The organism is Ruegeria sp. YTSC004, from assembly GCF_059609805.1.
This window is the reverse complement of the sequence record NZ_JBXWMJ010000011.1, coordinates 127,774-146,223: the sequence shown is the minus strand read 5'-3', so window position 1 is coordinate 146,223 and position 18,450 is coordinate 127,774. Positions and strand designations below refer to the sequence as shown.

Below are 18,450 nucleotides of genomic sequence, written 5' to 3'. Positions count from 1 at the left end.
GCGTCCGGCTGTCTCTCCAACCCGTCCGGCCGTCTCTCCGACCCGTCAGCACCGCCTCAGCAGCGCCGGTGAAGGGGGTTCTAAGTATAACCGCATAAGTCCGCAAGCAGAAAATACGATAAACTTGCAAAAAACCGAAAAATCACATTTTATTGCTCAAAACCAATAAGTTATACGATAATAACCATTCCAACAAAAGCGGTCGTCAGAGCAACCGGCAGCGAATCTGGAGCTTTGGACAGAGTTACCCACAGACTCGACACCGAGTCAGGCGGAATCGGCCGGGCGAAACCGAGTCAGCAGGCCAGAAACCGGAATGCGCAGCAGAATCAGGCTAACGATCAGAGACAGGTAGACCAGCGGTTCGATCTGAAATCCCTTGGCAAGCATAACATAGTGCAGCCCGCCCAGAATCGCCGCAGGTAAGACAAGCCTCTGCAGGCTGCGCCACCGGGGCCCCAATTTGCGTACCGACAGATTGTTTGACGTCACCGCCAACGGGATCATCAGGATAAACGCTGCCATGCCGACTGTAATATAGGGACGCTTCAAGATATCCGCCCAGATCTGACTGGGCAGCTGCACGTCCAACACCAGCCACACCAAAAGATGCAGGCTGACATAGGCAAAGGTCAGCACGCCCAGCGCCCGGCGAAACTTGAGCAGGTTCAGCCCAAAGAATCGCCGCAGCGGCGATATTGCCAACACGACGATCAACAGTTGAAGCGCCAGTTCGCCATACCGGTGTTCCAACGCCTCAATCGGATCCACGCCCAGACCGCCGGTCAGCCCCTGGTAAAACAGCCAAGGGGCCGGAAGCGCCCCCAACAGGTAGACCAGCCACACCGGAATGCGGCGCAATATCTGATTCAGCGTCTGCATGGTCTTAGTAGAATTCCTTCAGATCCATACCGTCGTAAAGTCCGGCGACCTCTTCTTCGTATCCATTGAACATCAGCGTCGGGATACGCTTGGCAAAGAGACCGCCGCCAATCTGACGTTCCGAGGCCTGTGACCAGCGTGGGTGATCCACGTTGGGGTTCACGTTACTGTAGAAACCATACTCGCGCGGAGCGGACATGTTCCAACTGGTGGGCGGTTCAACATCCGAAACGGTGATGCGAACAATAGACTTGATAGACTTGAAACCGTATTTCCACGGCACCACCAGACGCAGAGGCGCGCCATTCTGGTTGGGAATGGGTTTGTCATAGATGCCGGTCGCCATGATGGTCAGTGGGTGCATCGCCTCGTCCAGGCGCAAACCTTCCCGGTAGGGCCATTCGAGGATCGGAAATTGAACGCCCGGCATTTCATCGGGACGGTTTGCTGTTTCAAACGCCACGTACTTGGCGCCTTCCTGCACACCAGCCATATTCAGCAGATCAGCCAGTTCAAACCCGTTCCACGGGACCACCATCGACCAAGCCTCAACACACCGGAATCTGTAGATGCGCTCTTCAACCGTCATCTCGGACATGATGTCTTTGAAATCATAGTCACCCGGTTTGTCGACCAAACCGTCGATTGTGACGCTCCAGGGCTCGGTCACCAGAGTATGCGCGTATTTCGCGGGATCGTCCTTGCGAGTGCCGAACTCATAAAAGTTATTGTACGAGGTGATCTCTTCCCAGGTGTTGGGTTCCAGAACTTCCTGTGCCGCCGCCGGTCTGGCTAGCCCCGCCAATCCCACACCTGCCAGGCCGGCCATCACCTGCCGCCGGTTCAAGAACGCCGCCTGTGGCGTGACGTCGGCATGTGTCAGTGTATTGGTCCAGCGATGCGCCATTTAAGTCTCCTTGGTAAGCTAGCCTGAGATTCTAGTTAATCCGCTGATACCACACCGCCAAGGCAACATGCGTCACGATTGGGAGAAGAGACTGTAACGTTTCACGCCAAATCAAATCCAAATTACCTATGACAATCCCCGGGAACCAATTGCGGCAATACCGTTGATACCTGTCACGCCAAGTTGATCGCATCCCGCCCAATTTAGGCGGTACACCCGGGCCTTCAATCTTTACAACTGCTTCACGCAACTTGCAGTCTTGTTGCCAGGATTGGCCAACAGGCCCTTAGATCCGCTGTCCACCCGATTGTCGGGCAAGACTAAAGGGAGAAGACGAATGTGTGACATCTGCGTGATGAACGCGGTCAAAGACCGTATGCTGTCTAGAAGAGGGTTCTTCAAAGCTGCCGCTGCCTCTGGTGTGGCTGTTGCCGCAACTGGCACCAGTGCATCGTTCTCCCTCGCCGCTGGTGAGGGTAAGGTCGAGGATATGACCCATACGATCAGTGCCGATTTCCCAACCTATTTTGGCGAACCGGGGTACGCGTCCGAACAGGTTTTCAATTTTGGCGAACACGGCTTTAACCTGCAGCGCCTGACAGTCAATGAACACACAGGCACACATATCGACGCGCCGCTGCACTTTTCAGCGGATGGTGCTTCGGTGGACGAAATCCCCGTGTCCGATCTTGTGGCACCGCTTTGCGTTGTCGACATTGCCGCCCGCGCAGCCGAGGATGTCGATACGCTGCTGACACCAGATGACCTGAAGGCATGGATGTCTGCCAACGGAGACATTCCGGATGGCGCTTGCGTGGCCTTGTATTCCGGTTGGGCCGCCAAAGCTGACAGCGACGCGTATCGCGGTTTCGACGGTCAGGCACAACATTACCCGGGTTTCCACCCCGAAGCCGCAATGATGCTGATCGAAGAGACCGGTGCACGCTCGATCGCATCCGACACGCTGTCCCTGGACCACGGCATATCGACCGACTTCGCCACCCATTATGCTTGGCTGCCCACGGGCCGTTTCGGGATTGAGAATATCGCGGGACTGGATCGCGTACCGGCGGCTGGCGCAACGCTGGTGATCGGTGCGCCAAAACATGCCGGTGGCACCGGCGGGCCTGCGCGCATTTTTGCAATGGTTTGAACGAAGTGGCCCGCCTGCTGGCGGGCCTTATCTCCAAAAGACTGGCGACTTTGACCGGATAATCTGAACTCTGCCAATTGGTAGGGTATTCAGGCTACGTTGTCATACAGACAATTGAAGCGAGCTTTTCATGTTTTATGTTCCGCAAAGTGCCATTCCCGGCCTAAGCCGCACCGCTCTTGGGGTTTGCGCCTTTTGCGCCTTGGTAAACCGCAACCCAACATATCGGCGTGTATTCTATGACCCATTTGCCGAGCAGCTGTTTCGCAACGGTTCTACCGAGGGGCCCGAGGTCCTGGATCAAGCTACCGACTGGGATGCCGTGCTCAAGTTCGCCGATGACCGTTCAGTGGCGCGCCGTCTCGTCGCGTCGGTCCTGTGGCGCAAGACATTCATGCAAAGCCGCGCGCTTACTGCAATCAAGAATGGTGCACGTCAGATCGTAGTACTTGGCGCAGGTCTTGATACGCTGGGTCTGAGGCTGTCCAACAGTCACAGCCACATTCCGGTTTTCGAGGTCGACCGCCCCGAGACCATCGAAGCCAAGCGGTCTTTGATCAGTTCAAATTTTGGCGTTCCACCAAACGTTCGATATACGGCGGTTGATTTCTCTCGTGAGACAACGCTCGATAAGTTGCAGTCGCTCGGTTACGACCATGAACTGGGCACGGTCTTTATTGCTGAGGTTTCGCTGGAATATGTAGCACCGCCCGAAGTTGCAGATGTCTACACAATGATCCGGTCGAATGGTTCAAATGAAACGCGTTTTCTGACGACATACGCGTCAACCGCCGCAGCGTCGCAAGCGCAAAAGGAAGTCGACAGTATCGGAAATGCGGTGGCCGGAGTCGGCGAACCCTTTCGTTTCAACATCTCTCCCACTGAGGTCAGCGCCTACGCGTCTGAACAAGGGTTTTCTGTGCTTGAGCACATATTTGGGCGCAGAGGGACCGAAAAATACTTGAGCGAATTGGGCCTGGGTCCAGAGACGATGGATTTCCCTATGGATTCTTTGGACGCCTCGTCTTTCTCACTTGTTCAACTGCGACCCACTTGAACAAGTTGCTTTTGAAGTGACTTAAAAAAGAAGGCCCGCCGGTGTGGCGGGCCTTTGTTTGGTTTAATGCACCACGGCATCATCCGGACGGGGCCGCTCTGACGTACCCAGCCGGTCGCCGATAATCAGACCGTCTGAGCCTGCGGTCACAGGGACGGTCTCACCATCCTTGATCTCACCGGCAAGCAGAGCCTCGGCCAGCGGGTTTTGCAAGGCACGCTGGATAACGCGTTTCAGCGGGCGTGCACCGAAGACCGGGTCATAGCCCTCGTCGGCAAGCCATTCCTTGGCGCCGCCATCCAAGACCAGCTCGATCTTGCGGGCGGCCAGACGTTTCTGCAGACGAGCCATCTGGATATCGACAATACCATCCATATCGGCCCGCTTTAGGCGATCAAAGATGATCGTTTCGTCCAGACGGTTCAGGAACTCAGGCCGGAAATGCGCCCGGACCGCGTCCATCACGTCACGCTTGGCCTGCGCACTGTCGGCACCTTCTGGCAACTGGCTGAGCGCCTGAGACCCAAGGTTCGACGTCAGGATGATCAGCGTCTGCTTGAAGTCCACGGTGCGGCCCTGACCGTCGGTCAGAACGCCGTCATCGAGAACCTGCAGCAGAACGTTGAACACATCCGGGTGCGCCTTTTCGACCTCGTCAAACAGCACAACCTGATAGGGCCGGCGTCGTACGGCTTCGGTCAGCACACCACCTTCGTCATAACCGACATAGCCCGGAGGGGCACCGATCAGACGGGCAACCGCGTGTTTCTCCATGAACTCGGACATATCGATACGCACCATCGCGTTGTCGTCGTCGAACAGGAAGTTCGCCACGGCTTTGGTCAGCTCGGTCTTACCTACACCCGTGGGCCCGAGGAACAGGAACGAGCCCAGCGGGCGGCCTTCGTCGTTCAGGCCCGCACGCGCACGACGTACAGCATTGGCCACAGCAGTGACCGCCGCATCCTGACCGATCACGCGGGAATGCAGATCGTCTTCCATCCGCAGCAGTTTCTCGCGCTCACCTTCCAGCATCTTCGAGGTCGGGATACCAGTCCAGCGTTCAACCACCGAAGCGATCTGTTCCGGACGCACCGTTTCCTCGGCCATCATCTGGCTGCTTTCGGCATTTTCGGCCTCGGTCAGCTTTTTCTCAAGCTCTGGGATGACGCCGTAAGACAGCTCACCCGCTTTGGCGAGGTTGCCTTCACGCTTGGCAATCTCGAGATCAGCGCGCGCCTTGTCGAGCTGCTCTTTCAGATCGCGCGCGCCAGCAAGTTTGTCGCGTTCAGCCTGCCACTGGGCGGTCATCTCGGCAGATTTCTCCTGCAGATCGGCCAGATCCTTTTGCAAGGTTTCCAGACGGTCCTTGGAGGCCGCATCATCTTCGAGCTTCAGCGCCTGTTCCTCGATCTGCATCTGCAAAATCTGACGATCCAGTTGATCGAGTTCCTCTGGCTTGCTGTCCACTTCCATCCGCAAGCGAGCCGACGCTTCATCGACTAAGTCGATGGCCTTGTCGGGCAGGAAGCGATCAGTGATGTAGCGATGCGACAGGGTCGCTGCCGACACCAAAGCCGAGTCTGAGATACGCACACCGTGGTGTAGCTCGTACTTTTCCTTGATGCCGCGCAGGATGCTGATTGTGTCCTCGACAGTCGGCTCCTGTACCACAACCGGCTGGAACCGGCGCGCAAGGGCCGCGTCTTTTTCCACGTATTTGCGATACTCATCCAGCGTGGTCGCGCCGATACAATGCAGCTCACCCCGGGCAAGCGCGGGCTTGATCAGGTTCGCGGCGTCCATCGCGCCATCGGATTTCCCGGCACCGACCAGCGTGTGCATCTCGTCGATGAACAGGATGATTTCACCGGCGGCCTCGGTGACCTCGGTCAGAACGGCCTTGAGGCGTTCTTCGAACTCACCACGGTATTTCGCACCGGCGATCAGTGCGCCCATGTCGAGCGCGAGCAGTTTCTTATCCTTCAGTGATTCCGGCACGTCTCCGTTCACGATGCGCAGGGCCATGCCCTCGGCAATCGCGGTTTTACCGACGCCGGGTTCACCGATCAGAACCGGGTTGTTTTTGGTGCGGCGCGACAGAACCTGCATCGAGCGGCGGATTTCTTCATCCCGTCCGATGATCGGGTCGATCTTGCCCTCAGCTGCGGCTTCGGTCAGGTCACGCGCGTATTTCTTGAGCGCGTCATAGCCTTCTTCCGCCGATGCGGTGTCAGCCGTGCGACCCTTGCGGATGTCATTGATCGCTTCATTCAGCTTTTGGGCGGATACAGCACCGGCTTCCAACGCCTCTTTGGCCTTGGATTTCACCATGCACAGGGCCATCAGAACGCGTTCGACCGGCACAAAGCTGTCGCCTGCTTTGGTGGCGATTTTTTCAGCCTCGGCAAAAACCTTGGCCGTCTGGCCATCCATATAGATCTGGCTCGCATCACCGCTGACCTTCGGAATCTTTGACAGCGCGGCGTCCAGTGCTTCGACCACGCGGGTCGGCGCGCCGCCGGCGCGTGTGATCAGGTTGCTGGCCAGCCCCTGATCGTCATCCATCAATGCTTTCAAAAGATGTTCGGGCATCAGTCGCTGGTGCCCTTCACGCAGCGCGATGGTCTGCGCAGCCTGCACGAATCCCCGTGCCCGCTCGGTGAACTTGTTCAAGTCCATAGTATTCTCCTTTTCCTAAGCGCCCTGAATGTGATGCGCCCGCTTGGCGGCACGCGTCGGTCTGGGCCTCACATTCAATCTGGGAAATATCTTTGTTCATTCAAGAGGCTGGCGCGCAATTTCAGACTTATCGTCGAGGTATGGAATAGACGGTGTAGCCTCCGGTCTGCGCAACCTCGCGCGCGGCGTACATGTCCACCAGCGATTCCGCGGCGTCGCTGCCCGTCGGGCAGGAAACAAGGTCTGCTGCATCATCCAGAAAATTGACTGTAAAAGACGTCTCGCCGGTCAATTGGCAATCATCGTCGGTCGAACGATACCCCCCCACCAGGCGCAAATTGTCATTTGTCGGGGATTTGATGACCGTATCCGCGGCCTCATTTTCCAATGGCATATCCTGACATCCCATCAGGGCCAGAAGTATCCCAACACTAAATACCTGTTTCATAGTCCCCCCATCGAGAAATTCTTATGAATGATCGGCACCATATCACAGTCCGGCCAAAGCTGCGTGATCTCGATCACGCGCGCGCTGCATGGACACGGCCGCCCGAAACCGCTAGGACGCAGACGTTTGCCAAAAAGGAGCCCGCACCATGTCCGATGATCGCCTGATCGTAGCCCTAGATGTTCCCAATGCCCTTCAGGGTCTGGCAATGGCAGAACAGCTGGGCGACAGCGTTTCCTTTTACAAGATCGGGCTGGGGATGCTGACCGGTGGCGGGTTGGCTTTGGCCAATGAACTGAAACAGGAACACGGCAAGCGCATCTTTCTGGACATGAAGCTGTTCGATATCGGTAACACCGTCGAAAACGCCGTTCGCGGGCTGGCGCAATTCGATCTGGATTTCCTGACGGTGCATGGTGATCCGCATGTGGTTCGGGCCGCGAAAGAAGGGGCCGCTGGCAAAGACCTCAAGATTTTGGCCGTTACCATCTTGACCTCGCTGAACCGCGACGACCTGGATGCCAGCCTACTAAAAGAGGGCGACGTTCAGGATCTGGTTGTCGAACGCGCTGCACGCGCGCTTGAGGCTGGTGCCGACGGCGTCATCGCCAGCCCGCAAGAAGCCGCGCTAATCCGTGCCCTGCCCCAGGCCGAAGGTCGTCTGATCGTGACCCCGGGCGTCCGCCCCGCAGGTGCCGCGCTTGGCGATCAGAAACGAGTTGCTACACCCGCAAATGCCGTCGCAGATGGCGTGGACCACATCGTCGTGGGCCGACCTGTCTATCAGGCCGACGACCCTAAAGCTGCTGCCGAGGCAATCCTTGCCGAATTGTCCTCACCGCAGGCAAAAGCACCGAACAGGGCTTAATTCTCGACGCATTGCAGGCTAAAATTTTTTAGGGCTTGATGCCGGGTGGTCGCGTCCGCGCAGACAATTTCTGACGGTTTCTGCGGCTCAAGCAGTTGACCCTACGTCACTTTTTGCCAATTCCGCGCCAAATCGTCCCTGTGCCCCAAAACACACATGAAATATGCGAGTTTTCGTTGTGTGACCTGGGTCCTATCTAAATCTCGGAATTTGCGCGATTCTGGGGACGTGATACTCCCCGCGGACCATCTCTTCCTGAGGTCCGTCACCTCCCCCCGCCAATCGCGGGGGGTCTTCTTCTGAAAACCTCACATGTCAAAAGACGGCCTACCTTGGGCCAAGTAGTCACGTAGGCGGATCGCGAAATTCGGCACCGTCAACGCATTCTCAAGGTAAATATCCGGCGACATCAAACACCATCCTTGCCCCTCATCGCCAAACCTGATCAGGTTGACGTCGCTGGGTGGCCGGTGTGCTGCGAAGAACCAGTTTTGCCCATACATGCGCGACCAGACAAAATCAGCCTTGGCGAGGTGCAGCCCGACTTCTTCCAGTGTTTCGCGCCTGACGCATTGCAGCGGCGTCTCTGACCCTTCGCGCCCACCGCCGGGAAAGTCGAAATGGCCCGGGAATGGAATGTCCTTCTTGTCGTCCCGTTGAATCACCAACAGGTCCGATCCAAGAAACAGTGCGACCTTCGCCCCCGTGAATTGCATGAGCGCTTTCGCTTTGTTGCCCAACCGGATAAATTTTAGCCAGTAACGCCTGATATGACAAAGCGCATAAAACTGAGATGTAAATGTAATGCCCGCTTTATGCCGCGACTGCTTTTCGATTCTGGAACAGGAAGCGCGCTGCCCTTCCTGCGGCAGCCCGCGGATCAAGACGCACCCCGAGCTGTTCGACCTGTCCATCGCGCATATGGATTGCGACGCATTCTATGCCTCGGTTGAAAAGCGGGACAATCCCGATCTGGCCGACAAACCGGTGATCATCGGAGGCGGCAAACGCGGTGTTGTGTCAACCGCGTGTTATGTGGCGCGTATTCGGGGTGTCCGCTCTGCGATGCCGATGTTCAAAGCCTTGCAACTGTGCCCGGACGCCGTGGTCATCAAGCCTCGCATGTCGGTCTACGCCGAGGTGTCACGACAGATCAGAGCCATGATGGACGAATTGACCCCTGTGATCGAACCACTGTCACTGGACGAAGCATTCATGGATCTGTCCGGTACGCAGCGGCTGCATGGTGCGCCACCGGCAGCCATGCTGGCAAGACTGGTTAAGCGGATGAAGGACGAGTTGGGCGTAACAGGCTCAATCGGTCTGTCGCACAACAAGTTTCTGGCCAAAGTCGCCTCGGATCTGGACAAACCGCGTGGGTTTTCAGTTATTGGAGAAGCTGAGACCGCCGAGTTTCTATACGATAAACCAGTGCGCTTGATCTGGGGGATCGGCCCGGCGGCACAGGAATCGCTGGATCGTGCCGGCATCCGCGCCTTCTCGGATTTATTACGCTGGGATCAGGAGGCACTGACAGCCCGGTTCGGATCAATGGGGTATCGGCTATGGCATCTGGCGCGCGGTCAGGACAAACGGCGCGTGTCTTCGCACGAGCCAATGAAGTCGATCAGCAACGAAACCACGTTTTTCGAGGATACAGCCAGCCTGGACATCCTTGATGGGCATCTGTGGCGCATGTCCGAAAAAGTTGCGGATCGCGCCAAAGCCAAAGGGCTGGCCGGACGGGTCGTAACCCTGAAACTTAAACAAGCAAACCACAAGGTCATCACCCGACGTGTCTCGTTGCGGGACGCCACGCAGATCGCAGACCGCATCTACCGCACCGCACGTGGGCTATTCGATCAGGTCGGCGACAAAGGGCCATATCGTCTGTTGGGTTGCGGAATATCCGATCTGTGCCCCGAAGATCAGGCGGACTTCTCGGGGGACCTTTTGGATCCCGACGCATCAAGGCGGTCTCAGGCGGAACGCGCAACGGATGAAATCCGGCGCAGATTCGGAACGGATGCGATTGTCAAAGGCCGGGCTTTGCGCTGAGGTTACTCGGCGGCCAGACGCAACGGATCGCGGCCAATACCCGAGATTTCCCGTATGACCTGCCGCAACATGTCCTGAAACGCTGCGAAATTGCCGTTCGGCGCGATTTTGACCTCATCCATATACAGAGATCGGTCGATCTCAACCTGGATAGCGTGCTGATTGCGCCCGGGCCGCCCGTAGGTCTGTGTCACGTAGGCGCCCGCGAAGGGCGCGTTGCGCGCCACGATCAGACCCGCCGAGGCAAACGCGGATTCGATCCGGTCCACAATCTCGGTCGAAGCCGAAGCGCCAAATCTGTCACCCAACACGATCTGCGGGCGCTGGGACGTGGTCGTACTGGCCATCGAAACCGCTTCATGCGGCATCGAATGGCAATCAATCAAAATGGCCTGACCAAAAGCGGCGTGCGATTCGGCCAGCAGCGACTTGAGACGCGCATGATAAGGACGCCAGCAGGTGTCGATGCGCAAACGCGCCTCATCCATCGTTAGCTTCCCGCGATAGATTGCGCGCCCATTGGCGACGACCCTGGGAATCACGCCCAGCCCCGAAGCGACACGCGGGTTATGGCCGTGGCGGCGCGCGCCCTGGATCAAAGCCGGGTCCAGCTCCTCAGCACTGCGGTTAAGATCCAGATAGGCTCTTGATTTTGTTGCGGATATCAGGGGCGCACCATGATCAGTCGCTGCGGAAAACAACTGATCCACGAATGCATCTTCCGAAGATCGAATCACATTCTGGCTCAGAACCGTCCGGTTCAGCATCGCTTCGGGGTAGTTCCGGCCACTGTGAGGAGAAGAAAATACAACGCAAGACGTGCGCTTGACGGGCATATCCAATACGTAAGCAGCGTTCTTCATGGTGACTCCTTGTTCGCATTGAACATAGACCGGAAAATAGTTCTACCAAACCCCTTGAACCCCTTTGCGACTCCTTTTATAGACCCCGCTACCGGCGCGGGGTTCCGCGCCCCATTTCGTTATGGGGCAGGGCACCGCAAAGGTTAAGTGGGCGGTTAGCTCAGCGGTAGAGCACTTCGTTGACATCGAAGGGGTCACAAGTTCGATCCTTGTACCGCCCACCATCTATTCACTGTTTCGGGTCTGACCCGGGACACCCGCAAACCCAGGCGCTGGCCACGTCCTTGATGAAGGCGCCGCAGATTGGAGACAGACCCATGAAGGTCAAGAACTCGCTCCGCTCGCTCAAGAACCGGCACCGTGATTGCCGTGTTGTGCGTCGCAAAGGCCGCGTCTACGTGATCAACAAGACGCAGCGCAAGTTTAAAGCTCGCCAGGGCTAAGAACTGCACTCTACCGAATTTTAAAGCCGCGCTTTCGAGCGCGGCTTTTTTTGTTTGCGGTGTTAATGTCTGCTATGCGGACAAAGCCGACTTTGCCTTTTACCCGGCTCGGAGTTTAGTTGCCACAAACTTTAGGACTTCGGCACCCTCTGCAATAAGTTTGTTTTCGCAGACAGCCTCGTGAGCATTTGTGCCGATGAAAGACCAAACGGCATAAATCCCATCTGCTATCAAAATGGCTGCGTAGCATTTATTTTGACCGTCAGCGCAAGCCACATTTGCCTTGTTTTGAATGGGGTACATCTCATCAATTAGAGCCGCCACCTCTGCATTCGGCAGCCCTGCAAAATGATGGTGTTCAAATACTTTCAGACCCAATTCGGTGGACAAATACAAATCAGCAGGGAGGTTCTTCAGCTCCATTCGAAGCTGATTGTTGCATGCCTTCCGGCTCCACTCCGACGACAACTTTGGGCAAATTTCTTGTGATATGCCGTACTCGCCGTAGGTTCCGTAGACACCAAAATTTAGTCTAATATTAGATACTTCCGCGGGCTGTGTTGGCTCAGCTGCAAATTCGCGCATCGCAGTTTTATAGTTTTGGGTCGCAAACCACCGAGACTCACCGAATGGCCCGCTATTTCTAAACTTCGGAAGAGGATCAGTGTTGTTTGGCGGCTCGGTAAGTCTTTGCACCGATACCACTGGCACAGAAATCACGAAATCGCCCAATCGAAAATACGCGTCGGTCGCCAAGAACTCTGGGTCTGGTCGGTTCAAGTCGTTTTCGCGTGGGTAAAATGCCCAAATTAGGACAGCAAAAAAAGAGCGGTGGCAAGAAGTGTAAGTCTCTGCAAAATAGGTTGTCCAATCGACCGTGAATGCGAGTTGGTTAATAAACATCATCACTATCAGACTGCTCACACACTACCATTGCCAAAACGCAAAATAACAGACGCGAACACTATGGGCTCAAAACGGCCCAATGACGCACAGAAGATAAAGAACCGTTCTGGAATGGCGGAGCCGCTCGCCGACTGTTGCCGGATGCTCAACGCGCCCTCCAGTTCAATGCCTGGGTAGCGCCCCGGCTGTCGACTTTCGTGTGACCCAGCAAAAGCTGCACAGCGCGAAGGATTCCGGTCTTGCGTTAGATTTTTGAGGCTTTCGCCCGTCGGAGTGAACGCGTGCTGTAAGAACCGATCCAAAGCTGAGCGAGGTTGGGGCGGTCGAATCGATGTCACGATTGCTCCTACATTGGCGTCGAGCCCAGACTTTTTGACGCTGCGGCATACACGAGTGCCCGAGCAAAGTATCAAAGCGGACCCACGTGCGCAGGTGTTTTCAAGTACTCGATTAAGAAGATCGAGAGGCACAATTGGATGCCTCCCGACTATTGTTTGTTTTACTGTGACATCCCGCCTTCGGTCGAGATTTGTTCTTCCACATGAGTTTGATTGGTTACGTCCGATCCCCGCGGAGGATAGTCCTTGAACGTAGACAGGTGGTTCTGAACGATCTTAGCCGCAGGACCAAAGGCCCACATCTTGTTGCCCATCCACCGGGTATACATCCCCGACTCCTCGGCCGCCTTTTCATAAGGATCACGGCGCAAGTTGAATAGAAGCGGAGCATTCAGTTCCTCTTTGGGTCCAGCCCACCCTTCGGTTTGAATTGTGAAATGCGCTTTCCAGTCACCGTGACGTACGGCCTGCAGGTCCGGCCCCTCGTAGTAGACGATTTCTTCGCGACTGCTGTCGCCTGCGCCGGTCAAGAACGACAACTGATTGTAACCATCAAGATGCACCTGATAGCCTTCGTGACCCTCTAACAAAGCATCCGGCAAGTCATCCGGTCCACCAGCAGCCGCGACCAGGGTTGGCATCCAGTCGAGCCCGGCAAAGATGCCATTACTCACGGTTCCGGCGGGAACTTTCCCGGGCCAGCGAATAATGGCAGGCACGCGGAAACCGCCTTCCCAGGTCGTGCCCTTTTCACCGTGGAACGGCGTTGTTCCCCCGTCGGGCCAAGTCATGGTTTCGGGGCCGTTGTCGGACGTGAATACAACAATCGTATTGTCGGAAACGCCCAGTTCTTCCAGCCGAGCCATGACTTTTCCTACGTTGTCGTCAAGTTCCTTCATCACCACATCTTGCAGCCCACGCCCATCGCCGAGCATGGCTTCGTATTCAGGGCTCAGGTGTGTCCAGACATGCGCACGCGCTGGTGCCATCCAAACAAAGAACGGAGTGTTGCTTTCAACCGCGCGGTTGATGAAGCCCAGTGTATGGGCCGTCACTTCGTCATCCAGCGTCTTTTGCCGTTCAGGCGGAGCGGGGCCATCGTCGATGATGCGTTGCTTGCCGACCAGACCCCAACGCGGGTCTACCGTTTCATCAACCGTATCTGTCGCATAGGCGTGGATGATATTCCGAGGACCAAAAGTGTCGTTGAATTTCTGATCTTTGGGCCAGTCCGGGTCAGACGTGTATTCCATCGCGTTCAAGTGATAGAGCCAACCCCAATATTCATCAAAGCCTTTCACTGTTGGCAGAAACTTGTTCATATCGCCCAAGTGGTTCTTACCGAATTGGCCGGTCGTGTAACCCAAGGATTTCAGCATGTTGGCCAAGGTGGGATCGTCATCACTCAGACCCTTTTCGGGGTCTCCGGGTAGGCCGACGGTATGCATCCCGGTACGAACCGGCAACTGCCCGGTGATAAAGGCCGAACGCCCCGCCGTGCAGCTTGGCTGAGCATAATAATCCGTCAGGCGCATGCCATCCGCTGCCAGTTGATCGAGATTGGGGGTTTTGATGCTTTTAACCCCCTGATGATAGCTGCCAAGACTGGCCCACCCCACATCGTCGGCCATGATGACAAGGATATTGGGTTGGTCGGTTTCGGCCAAAACAGGCGTAGCACAGACCGAAGCTGTGGTCACCGTTGCCGAAAACGCAATGGATCGAAGGTTGAACATTTTGACCTCTGCGGAAGTGGAAGGCGATACCGATGATGGAAATATCGGAAGGTTCATCAGGGATAACGGTCGAAACTTTAATGCTGCAACAGAGCTTTACTAGGATTTCACATTATGAAAGTTAAAAACCGATAACTGAGATGAAATTGACCGCTCGATGAATGAAAACGCCTTAACCGCCTTTCTTACTTTGGCTGAAACTGGCAGCTTCCAACACGCGGCCCGCGTGATGGGTGCCTCCAACGCGTCGTTTTCCCGCTATATTGGGCAAGCCGAGGACCATGCAGGGCTCGTGCTGTTTCATCGAAGGCGCAACAGCAGTACGCTGACGCGGGCGGGGCAGGAGTTTTTGCCCATCGCTAAGGCTCTGCGGCAAGACCTGGATCGCTATGCGACGCGTGTTGCCAGTTTGCGTGACGCCGGACCTGGTACTTTGCTGATCGGTTGCGGGCCTCTGACCACAAGATCTCTGATCGTGCCCGTCCTGCGATCTGTGCGGCAGGTAATGCCCGACCTTCGATTCAGAATACTGGTGAGCGCCTACGCGCGTCCGCTCGACTTGTTGCAAGCGGGGCAGTTCGATGTGTTTCTGGGCGATCTGACCTACACACCGGATGCCGACAATGTCGAAATCATGGTGATGGAAAAACGGCAAATTCAGTTTGTTGCGCACCCCGATCATGAAATTCACCAACGCGGCCCACAAACAATGGCAGGTGTTTTCGACTTTCCCTTTGCATCACCGCATCTTCATAAACACTGGAGAGCGACCCTGATAAAGTCACTTGGTGGCAACACCGAGGCGGTCAATAAGGTCAATGCCCAGCCGAATATTGAATGCGACGACTACAACTTTCTGACCGGATTATTGGCAGAGCCAGACTATATCGTAGGAGGGATGCCGGACACTTTCGCAGAACTGATCAGCACAAAGAAAATCAAACCGGTGTCGATGAAACAGAGCCTTTCATGGAACATCTGCGCGGCGCGCAAATCCCAAAACACTTCGGCTGCTCTTGAATTGTGTTGGAGTGAACTGGCCAAACACCGGGCGTGACCGGTGATTTGAAGAACACAAAGACGCCCAACTGGGACGTATCGTGGTTCGACTAAAACGTTTTCGCGAGCTCAGTTAGCTTGGCAATGTCTCGGATTACACCGCAGAGCGGCTTTTTGTTTGAAAATGGCCAATGGTGGCAATGCTGCGCGCTGTGTGAACTCGCGGTTCTAAAATCGCGGCACGCAGTCCGAATGGCTGACTTCTTCCTTGCATGGCGGGACCAAGAACTACGCAGTTGCAGCATGTTTGGTGCGGCGTGCACTCACAGCGTAGAATCCAATTCACACATTGGACCCTTAACAATCCTACCCACCAACTTTTTCTGCATCGTACTTTCCGCATCTTGCCCCCACCGGACAATAGCGACCATTTGACCAACTAATTTTGTCAGATTTCCTTGCATCCACTCGGGAATCGTTTAATTGACAATTTCAGTCGGATTACTACGCCGCACATTTCAATGTTGGGAGTTATGATGCTCAAATCCTCTACCTGCTTCGCCGCCGCATTGTCGGCCCTGATTGCCACTTCTGCCGCTGCCGAGGGTGAGTTGAACCTTTATTCCTCGCGCCACTATGACACCGACGAAAACCTGTACAGTGATTTCGAAAAGGCCACTGGCATCACCATCAACCGCATCGAAGGCAAAGCCGATGAGCTGATCGCGCGGATGGAAGCCGAAGGCGCGAACTCGCCCGCGGATATTCTGCTGACAGTCGACACCTCGCGCCTTTCACGGGCCAAGAATGCCGGCATTCTGCAACCGATCGAAACCGCCGTTCTTGAAGAACGCATCCCGAACAACCTTCAGGACAGCGACAATGAATGGTTCGGCTTCTCGCAACGTGGTCGCATCATTTTCTACGACAAGGAAAACGTCGCTAACCCTCCAGCGACATATGCCGATCTTGCCAAGCCCGAATACAAGGGGCAGGTCTGTATCCGGTCGTCCAGCAACACCTATAACCAGACCCTTCTGGCGTCGATCATCACCCATGAAGGCCCCGAAGCAGCAAAGGCCTGGGCCGAAGGCATCGTGGCCAACATGGCCCGCGAACCACAGGGCGGTGATACCGATCAGCTGCGGGGTATCGTATCCGGCGAATGCGACATCGCGGTTTCAAACACTTATTACTTTGCTCGCGCAATCCGCAAAGATGTAAAAGGCGTCTCGGCCGATATCGATGCAATCGGTTGGGTCTTCCCGAACCAGGACAGCTATGGCGCGCATATGAACCTGTCCGGTGCAGGTGTGGCTGCAAATGCGCCGAACAAAGAGAATGCCGTTCTCTTCCTCGAATATTTGGCAAGCGACAGCGCCCAGCAATATTTCTCGGCCGGGAATGACGAATTCCCCGCGGTTGAAGGCGTCGCGCTTGCGGACTCGGTGAAATCGCTGGGTGAGTTCAAAGCGGATGAGGTCGTCCTGTCCGACGTCGCCGAAAACCTGCCGACAGCGCAAAAGATCTTTAACGAAGCCGGCTGGAAATAATCTGGGCAAAAACCAGAGCAGTAAGAAGGGCGCAGGTTTTCTGCGCCCTTCTCCTTTGGTGGCAGGTTCAGAACCGAACCCCGAACCCGACCGAAAACCCCGAAAACGAATCCGCGATAACGCCGTTCAGCATGACGCGCGCGCCCTCGACGGCGGGCAACCCGATCTTTGTGGTATCGACCTCAATTCCGACACCTACCGTCGCGAGCCAATCCGTATCCAACACCATCGCGCTGTCGCCGTGATAGAGGACAACACCCCCGTCCAAAACCAGCTTTGACGGACTGCCCAGTAGTTTGACCTTGTCCAGCGGATAGCGATAGCGCGAAAACAACGTGGTCTGATTCGAGTTTGCGCGCGCATTCCCAACCTCGGGTTCGTCTATCGGGTGAAACTCCAGAAATGTTTGGCGCAGTTTGTATTCTGCGTGCCAACGGCCGAACTGTGCCTCGCGAAAAAGACTCAGGGACGCGCCGAAGCCAAAGGCGTTCAGATTGCCATCCACCTCGCCCACTCCGTTCGAGCGGGTCGGAAACAACGGGAAGTCGGAAAACACGGCGTCCGTTGTGACATGGCCAAGGGACAGATGCGCGGCTGGCCGGATGTGCCAATCATTTGTGAGCGGAAATTCCCATCCGACACCAAGGGTCGCGGCGATGCTTGACCATTTCACATCCAGTTCGGTATCAGACCCGATTTCGGGGAATATCACCACCGGATTATAGTTCTGATAGGCGAACTGACCTTCCAGATACAGGCCGTTGTCCAATGGTTTGAACCCGCCGCGCAACTGTGTGGACCGCAGATTTCGCGCGTCACCGGCTGCGCTCAGAAAGGATAGGGACGACAGTGTTTCGTTCGGTGTGGCGGCAATACTCAGCACCGCAAGAGCGGCCCGGGCGGCGGTTTCCGAGGCGTCTGGATCCAGGTTTTGCGCGTTGGTCGACGCGGCGAAACCACAGAACAATGGCAGTGTGTACGCAACAAGTCTTTTCAATCGCAGGTTCGCCTGTCGTATGTTGTCGGCCGGCAAGCGCATCCTTGTAGACGCGCTAGACGTTAAGCGAACCGTAACCCAGTCTTAGTTTACGAAAAACGAAAACAACAAATTCGCGGTCACGAAATCTGATGGCTTGCATTTTGGAAACACCCGGTCATCGTGGCGTTTTCAACAACCATCCGGAATGTGATTTGGAGTTTTCCCCCAAAACGGGTTCAATCACGTCAGGAGGCTCGCCATGAAAAACCGGGATAGTTTCGAGAAATTCTACTTTGCCAAGGTTGGCATGGGCGAAGCCTGCGGCTGTGCCGAGAAGGTGATTGATGTGTTCGAATTCAACCGACAGGGCGGCGCACAGTCCAAGCGTGCAGTGAAATCGGAAAGACGCAAACGTCGTTCATTCCGATCCTGGGCCATGAAATACGGGTTGCTGAGCCGCAAACCCCGAACCTGAAAATCGTCACCCATTTGTGGGACGGCGCAGGTGCCTTGAACCAGTTAGGTGCTTTATGATCAGAATTGGGGGCCGATCGGACCTGCAAAACCCGGCGACACCC

17 protein-coding genes, 1 tRNA gene and 1 pseudogene are annotated in these 18,450 nt (G+C 55.8%); 9 read left to right on the top strand and 10 right to left on the bottom strand.

The features are described from left to right. Window positions 1-267: 267 nt before the first annotated feature. Window positions 268-882 (bottom strand): protein-methionine-sulfoxide reductase heme-binding subunit MsrQ, encoded by a 615-nt coding sequence (gene msrQ, locus AC2FFP_RS18630; protein ID WP_496881340.1) that lies wholly within the window; start codon window positions 880-882, stop codon window positions 268-270. 4 nt (window positions 883-886) lie between these two features. Next, complete coding sequence (gene msrP / locus AC2FFP_RS18625; protein ID WP_496780696.1) at window positions 887-1,789, bottom strand: protein-methionine-sulfoxide reductase catalytic subunit MsrP; 903 nt, start codon at window positions 1,787-1,789, stop codon at window positions 887-889. A 337-nt stretch (window positions 1,790-2,126) separates the two neighbouring features. Between msrP and AC2FFP_RS18620 the strand changes: the two genes are divergently transcribed. Both AC2FFP_RS18620 and AC2FFP_RS18615 read left to right on the top strand, forming a co-directional pair. Next, complete coding sequence (locus AC2FFP_RS18620; protein ID WP_496881339.1) at window positions 2,127-2,942, top strand: cyclase family protein; 816 nt, start codon at window positions 2,127-2,129, stop codon at window positions 2,940-2,942. Window positions 2,943-3,072: 130 nt separating this feature from the next. Beyond that, window positions 3,073-3,999 (top strand): class I SAM-dependent methyltransferase, encoded by a 927-nt coding sequence (locus AC2FFP_RS18615; protein WP_496780697.1) that lies wholly within the window; start codon window positions 3,073-3,075, stop codon window positions 3,997-3,999. Window positions 4,000-4,062: 63 nt separating this feature from the next. Here AC2FFP_RS18615 and clpB read toward each other — a convergent pair whose 3' ends face one another. Further along, entirely contained in the window at window positions 4,063-6,681 is a 2,619-nt protein-coding gene (gene clpB / locus AC2FFP_RS18610) for an ATP-dependent chaperone ClpB (RefSeq protein ID WP_496881338.1), read from the bottom strand. 127 nt (window positions 6,682-6,808) lie between these two features. Beyond that, on the bottom strand, window positions 6,809-7,129 hold the full coding sequence (locus AC2FFP_RS18605; RefSeq protein WP_496881337.1) for a hypothetical protein: 321 nt from the start codon (window positions 7,127-7,129) through the stop codon (window positions 6,809-6,811). Between the two features lie 148 nt (window positions 7,130-7,277). Here AC2FFP_RS18605 and pyrF point away from each other — a divergent pair, with 148 nt between their 5' ends. Then, window positions 7,278-7,997 (top strand): orotidine-5'-phosphate decarboxylase, encoded by a 720-nt coding sequence (pyrF, locus tag AC2FFP_RS18600; RefSeq protein WP_496769951.1) that lies wholly within the window; start codon window positions 7,278-7,280, stop codon window positions 7,995-7,997. 308 nt (window positions 7,998-8,305) lie between these two features. Here the strand turns inward: pyrF and AC2FFP_RS18595 are convergent, their stop codons facing one another. After that, on the bottom strand, window positions 8,306-8,713 hold the full coding sequence (locus tag AC2FFP_RS18595; protein ID WP_496780699.1) for an NUDIX domain-containing protein: 408 nt from the start codon (window positions 8,711-8,713) through the stop codon (window positions 8,306-8,308). 88 nt (window positions 8,714-8,801) lie between these two features. On the opposite strand from AC2FFP_RS18595, the gene AC2FFP_RS18590 reads away from it, so the two are divergent. Further along, window positions 8,802-10,055: a DNA polymerase IV gene (locus AC2FFP_RS18590; protein ID WP_496845041.1), complete on the top strand. Its 1,254-nt coding sequence runs from the start codon at window positions 8,802-8,804 to the stop codon at window positions 10,053-10,055. 2 nt (window positions 10,056-10,057) lie between these two features. On the opposite strand, the gene AC2FFP_RS18585 is transcribed toward AC2FFP_RS18590, so the two are convergent. Further along, the gene (locus AC2FFP_RS18585) at window positions 10,058-10,918 is read right to left on the bottom strand and encodes an N-formylglutamate amidohydrolase (RefSeq protein ID WP_496845042.1); all 861 of its coding nucleotides are present in this window, start codon (window positions 10,916-10,918) and stop codon (window positions 10,058-10,060) included. 149 nt (window positions 10,919-11,067) lie between these two features. Between AC2FFP_RS18585 and AC2FFP_RS18580 the strand changes: the two genes are divergently transcribed. Next, a tRNA-Val gene (locus AC2FFP_RS18580) sits at window positions 11,068-11,142 on the top strand. A 93-nt stretch (window positions 11,143-11,235) separates the two neighbouring features. After that, window positions 11,236-11,361, top strand: coding sequence for a type B 50S ribosomal protein L36 (gene ykgO, locus AC2FFP_RS18575; protein ID WP_005648635.1), 126 nt, complete (start codon window positions 11,236-11,238; stop codon window positions 11,359-11,361). Between the two features lie 99 nt (window positions 11,362-11,460). Here the strand turns inward: ykgO and AC2FFP_RS18570 are convergent, their stop codons facing one another. The 3 genes and pseudogenes from AC2FFP_RS18570 to AC2FFP_RS18560 form a co-directional block, all read right to left on the bottom strand. Further along, on the bottom strand, window positions 11,461-12,267 hold the full coding sequence (locus AC2FFP_RS18570) for a hypothetical protein (protein WP_496881336.1): 807 nt from the start codon (window positions 12,265-12,267) through the stop codon (window positions 11,461-11,463). A 134-nt stretch (window positions 12,268-12,401) separates the two neighbouring features. Further along, window positions 12,402-12,556: pseudogene (locus AC2FFP_RS18565) on the bottom strand (integrase); the annotation flags it as partial. A 210-nt stretch (window positions 12,557-12,766) separates the two neighbouring features. Continuing rightward, a complete protein-coding gene (locus AC2FFP_RS18560; protein WP_496769942.1) occupies window positions 12,767-14,341 on the bottom strand; it encodes an arylsulfatase in 1,575 nt (524 codons plus the stop codon). A 157-nt stretch (window positions 14,342-14,498) separates the two neighbouring features. Between AC2FFP_RS18560 and AC2FFP_RS18555 the strand changes: the two genes are divergently transcribed. Continuing rightward, window positions 14,499-15,398, top strand: coding sequence for a LysR family transcriptional regulator (locus AC2FFP_RS18555; RefSeq protein WP_496769940.1), 900 nt, complete (start codon window positions 14,499-14,501; stop codon window positions 15,396-15,398). A gap of 478 nt (window positions 15,399-15,876) precedes the next feature. Next, complete coding sequence (locus AC2FFP_RS18550; protein ID WP_496769938.1) at window positions 15,877-16,893, top strand: Fe(3+) ABC transporter substrate-binding protein; 1,017 nt, start codon at window positions 15,877-15,879, stop codon at window positions 16,891-16,893. Window positions 16,894-16,960: 67 nt separating this feature from the next. Here AC2FFP_RS18550 and AC2FFP_RS18545 read toward each other — a convergent pair whose 3' ends face one another. After that, window positions 16,961-17,890, bottom strand: coding sequence for an autotransporter domain-containing protein (locus AC2FFP_RS18545; RefSeq protein ID WP_496769936.1), 930 nt, complete (start codon window positions 17,888-17,890; stop codon window positions 16,961-16,963). A 241-nt stretch (window positions 17,891-18,131) separates the two neighbouring features. Between AC2FFP_RS18545 and AC2FFP_RS18540 the strand changes: the two genes are divergently transcribed. Next, a complete protein-coding gene (locus AC2FFP_RS18540) occupies window positions 18,132-18,347 on the top strand; it encodes a hypothetical protein (protein WP_496737020.1) in 216 nt (71 codons plus the stop codon). Window positions 18,348-18,450: the final 103 nt, after the last annotated feature.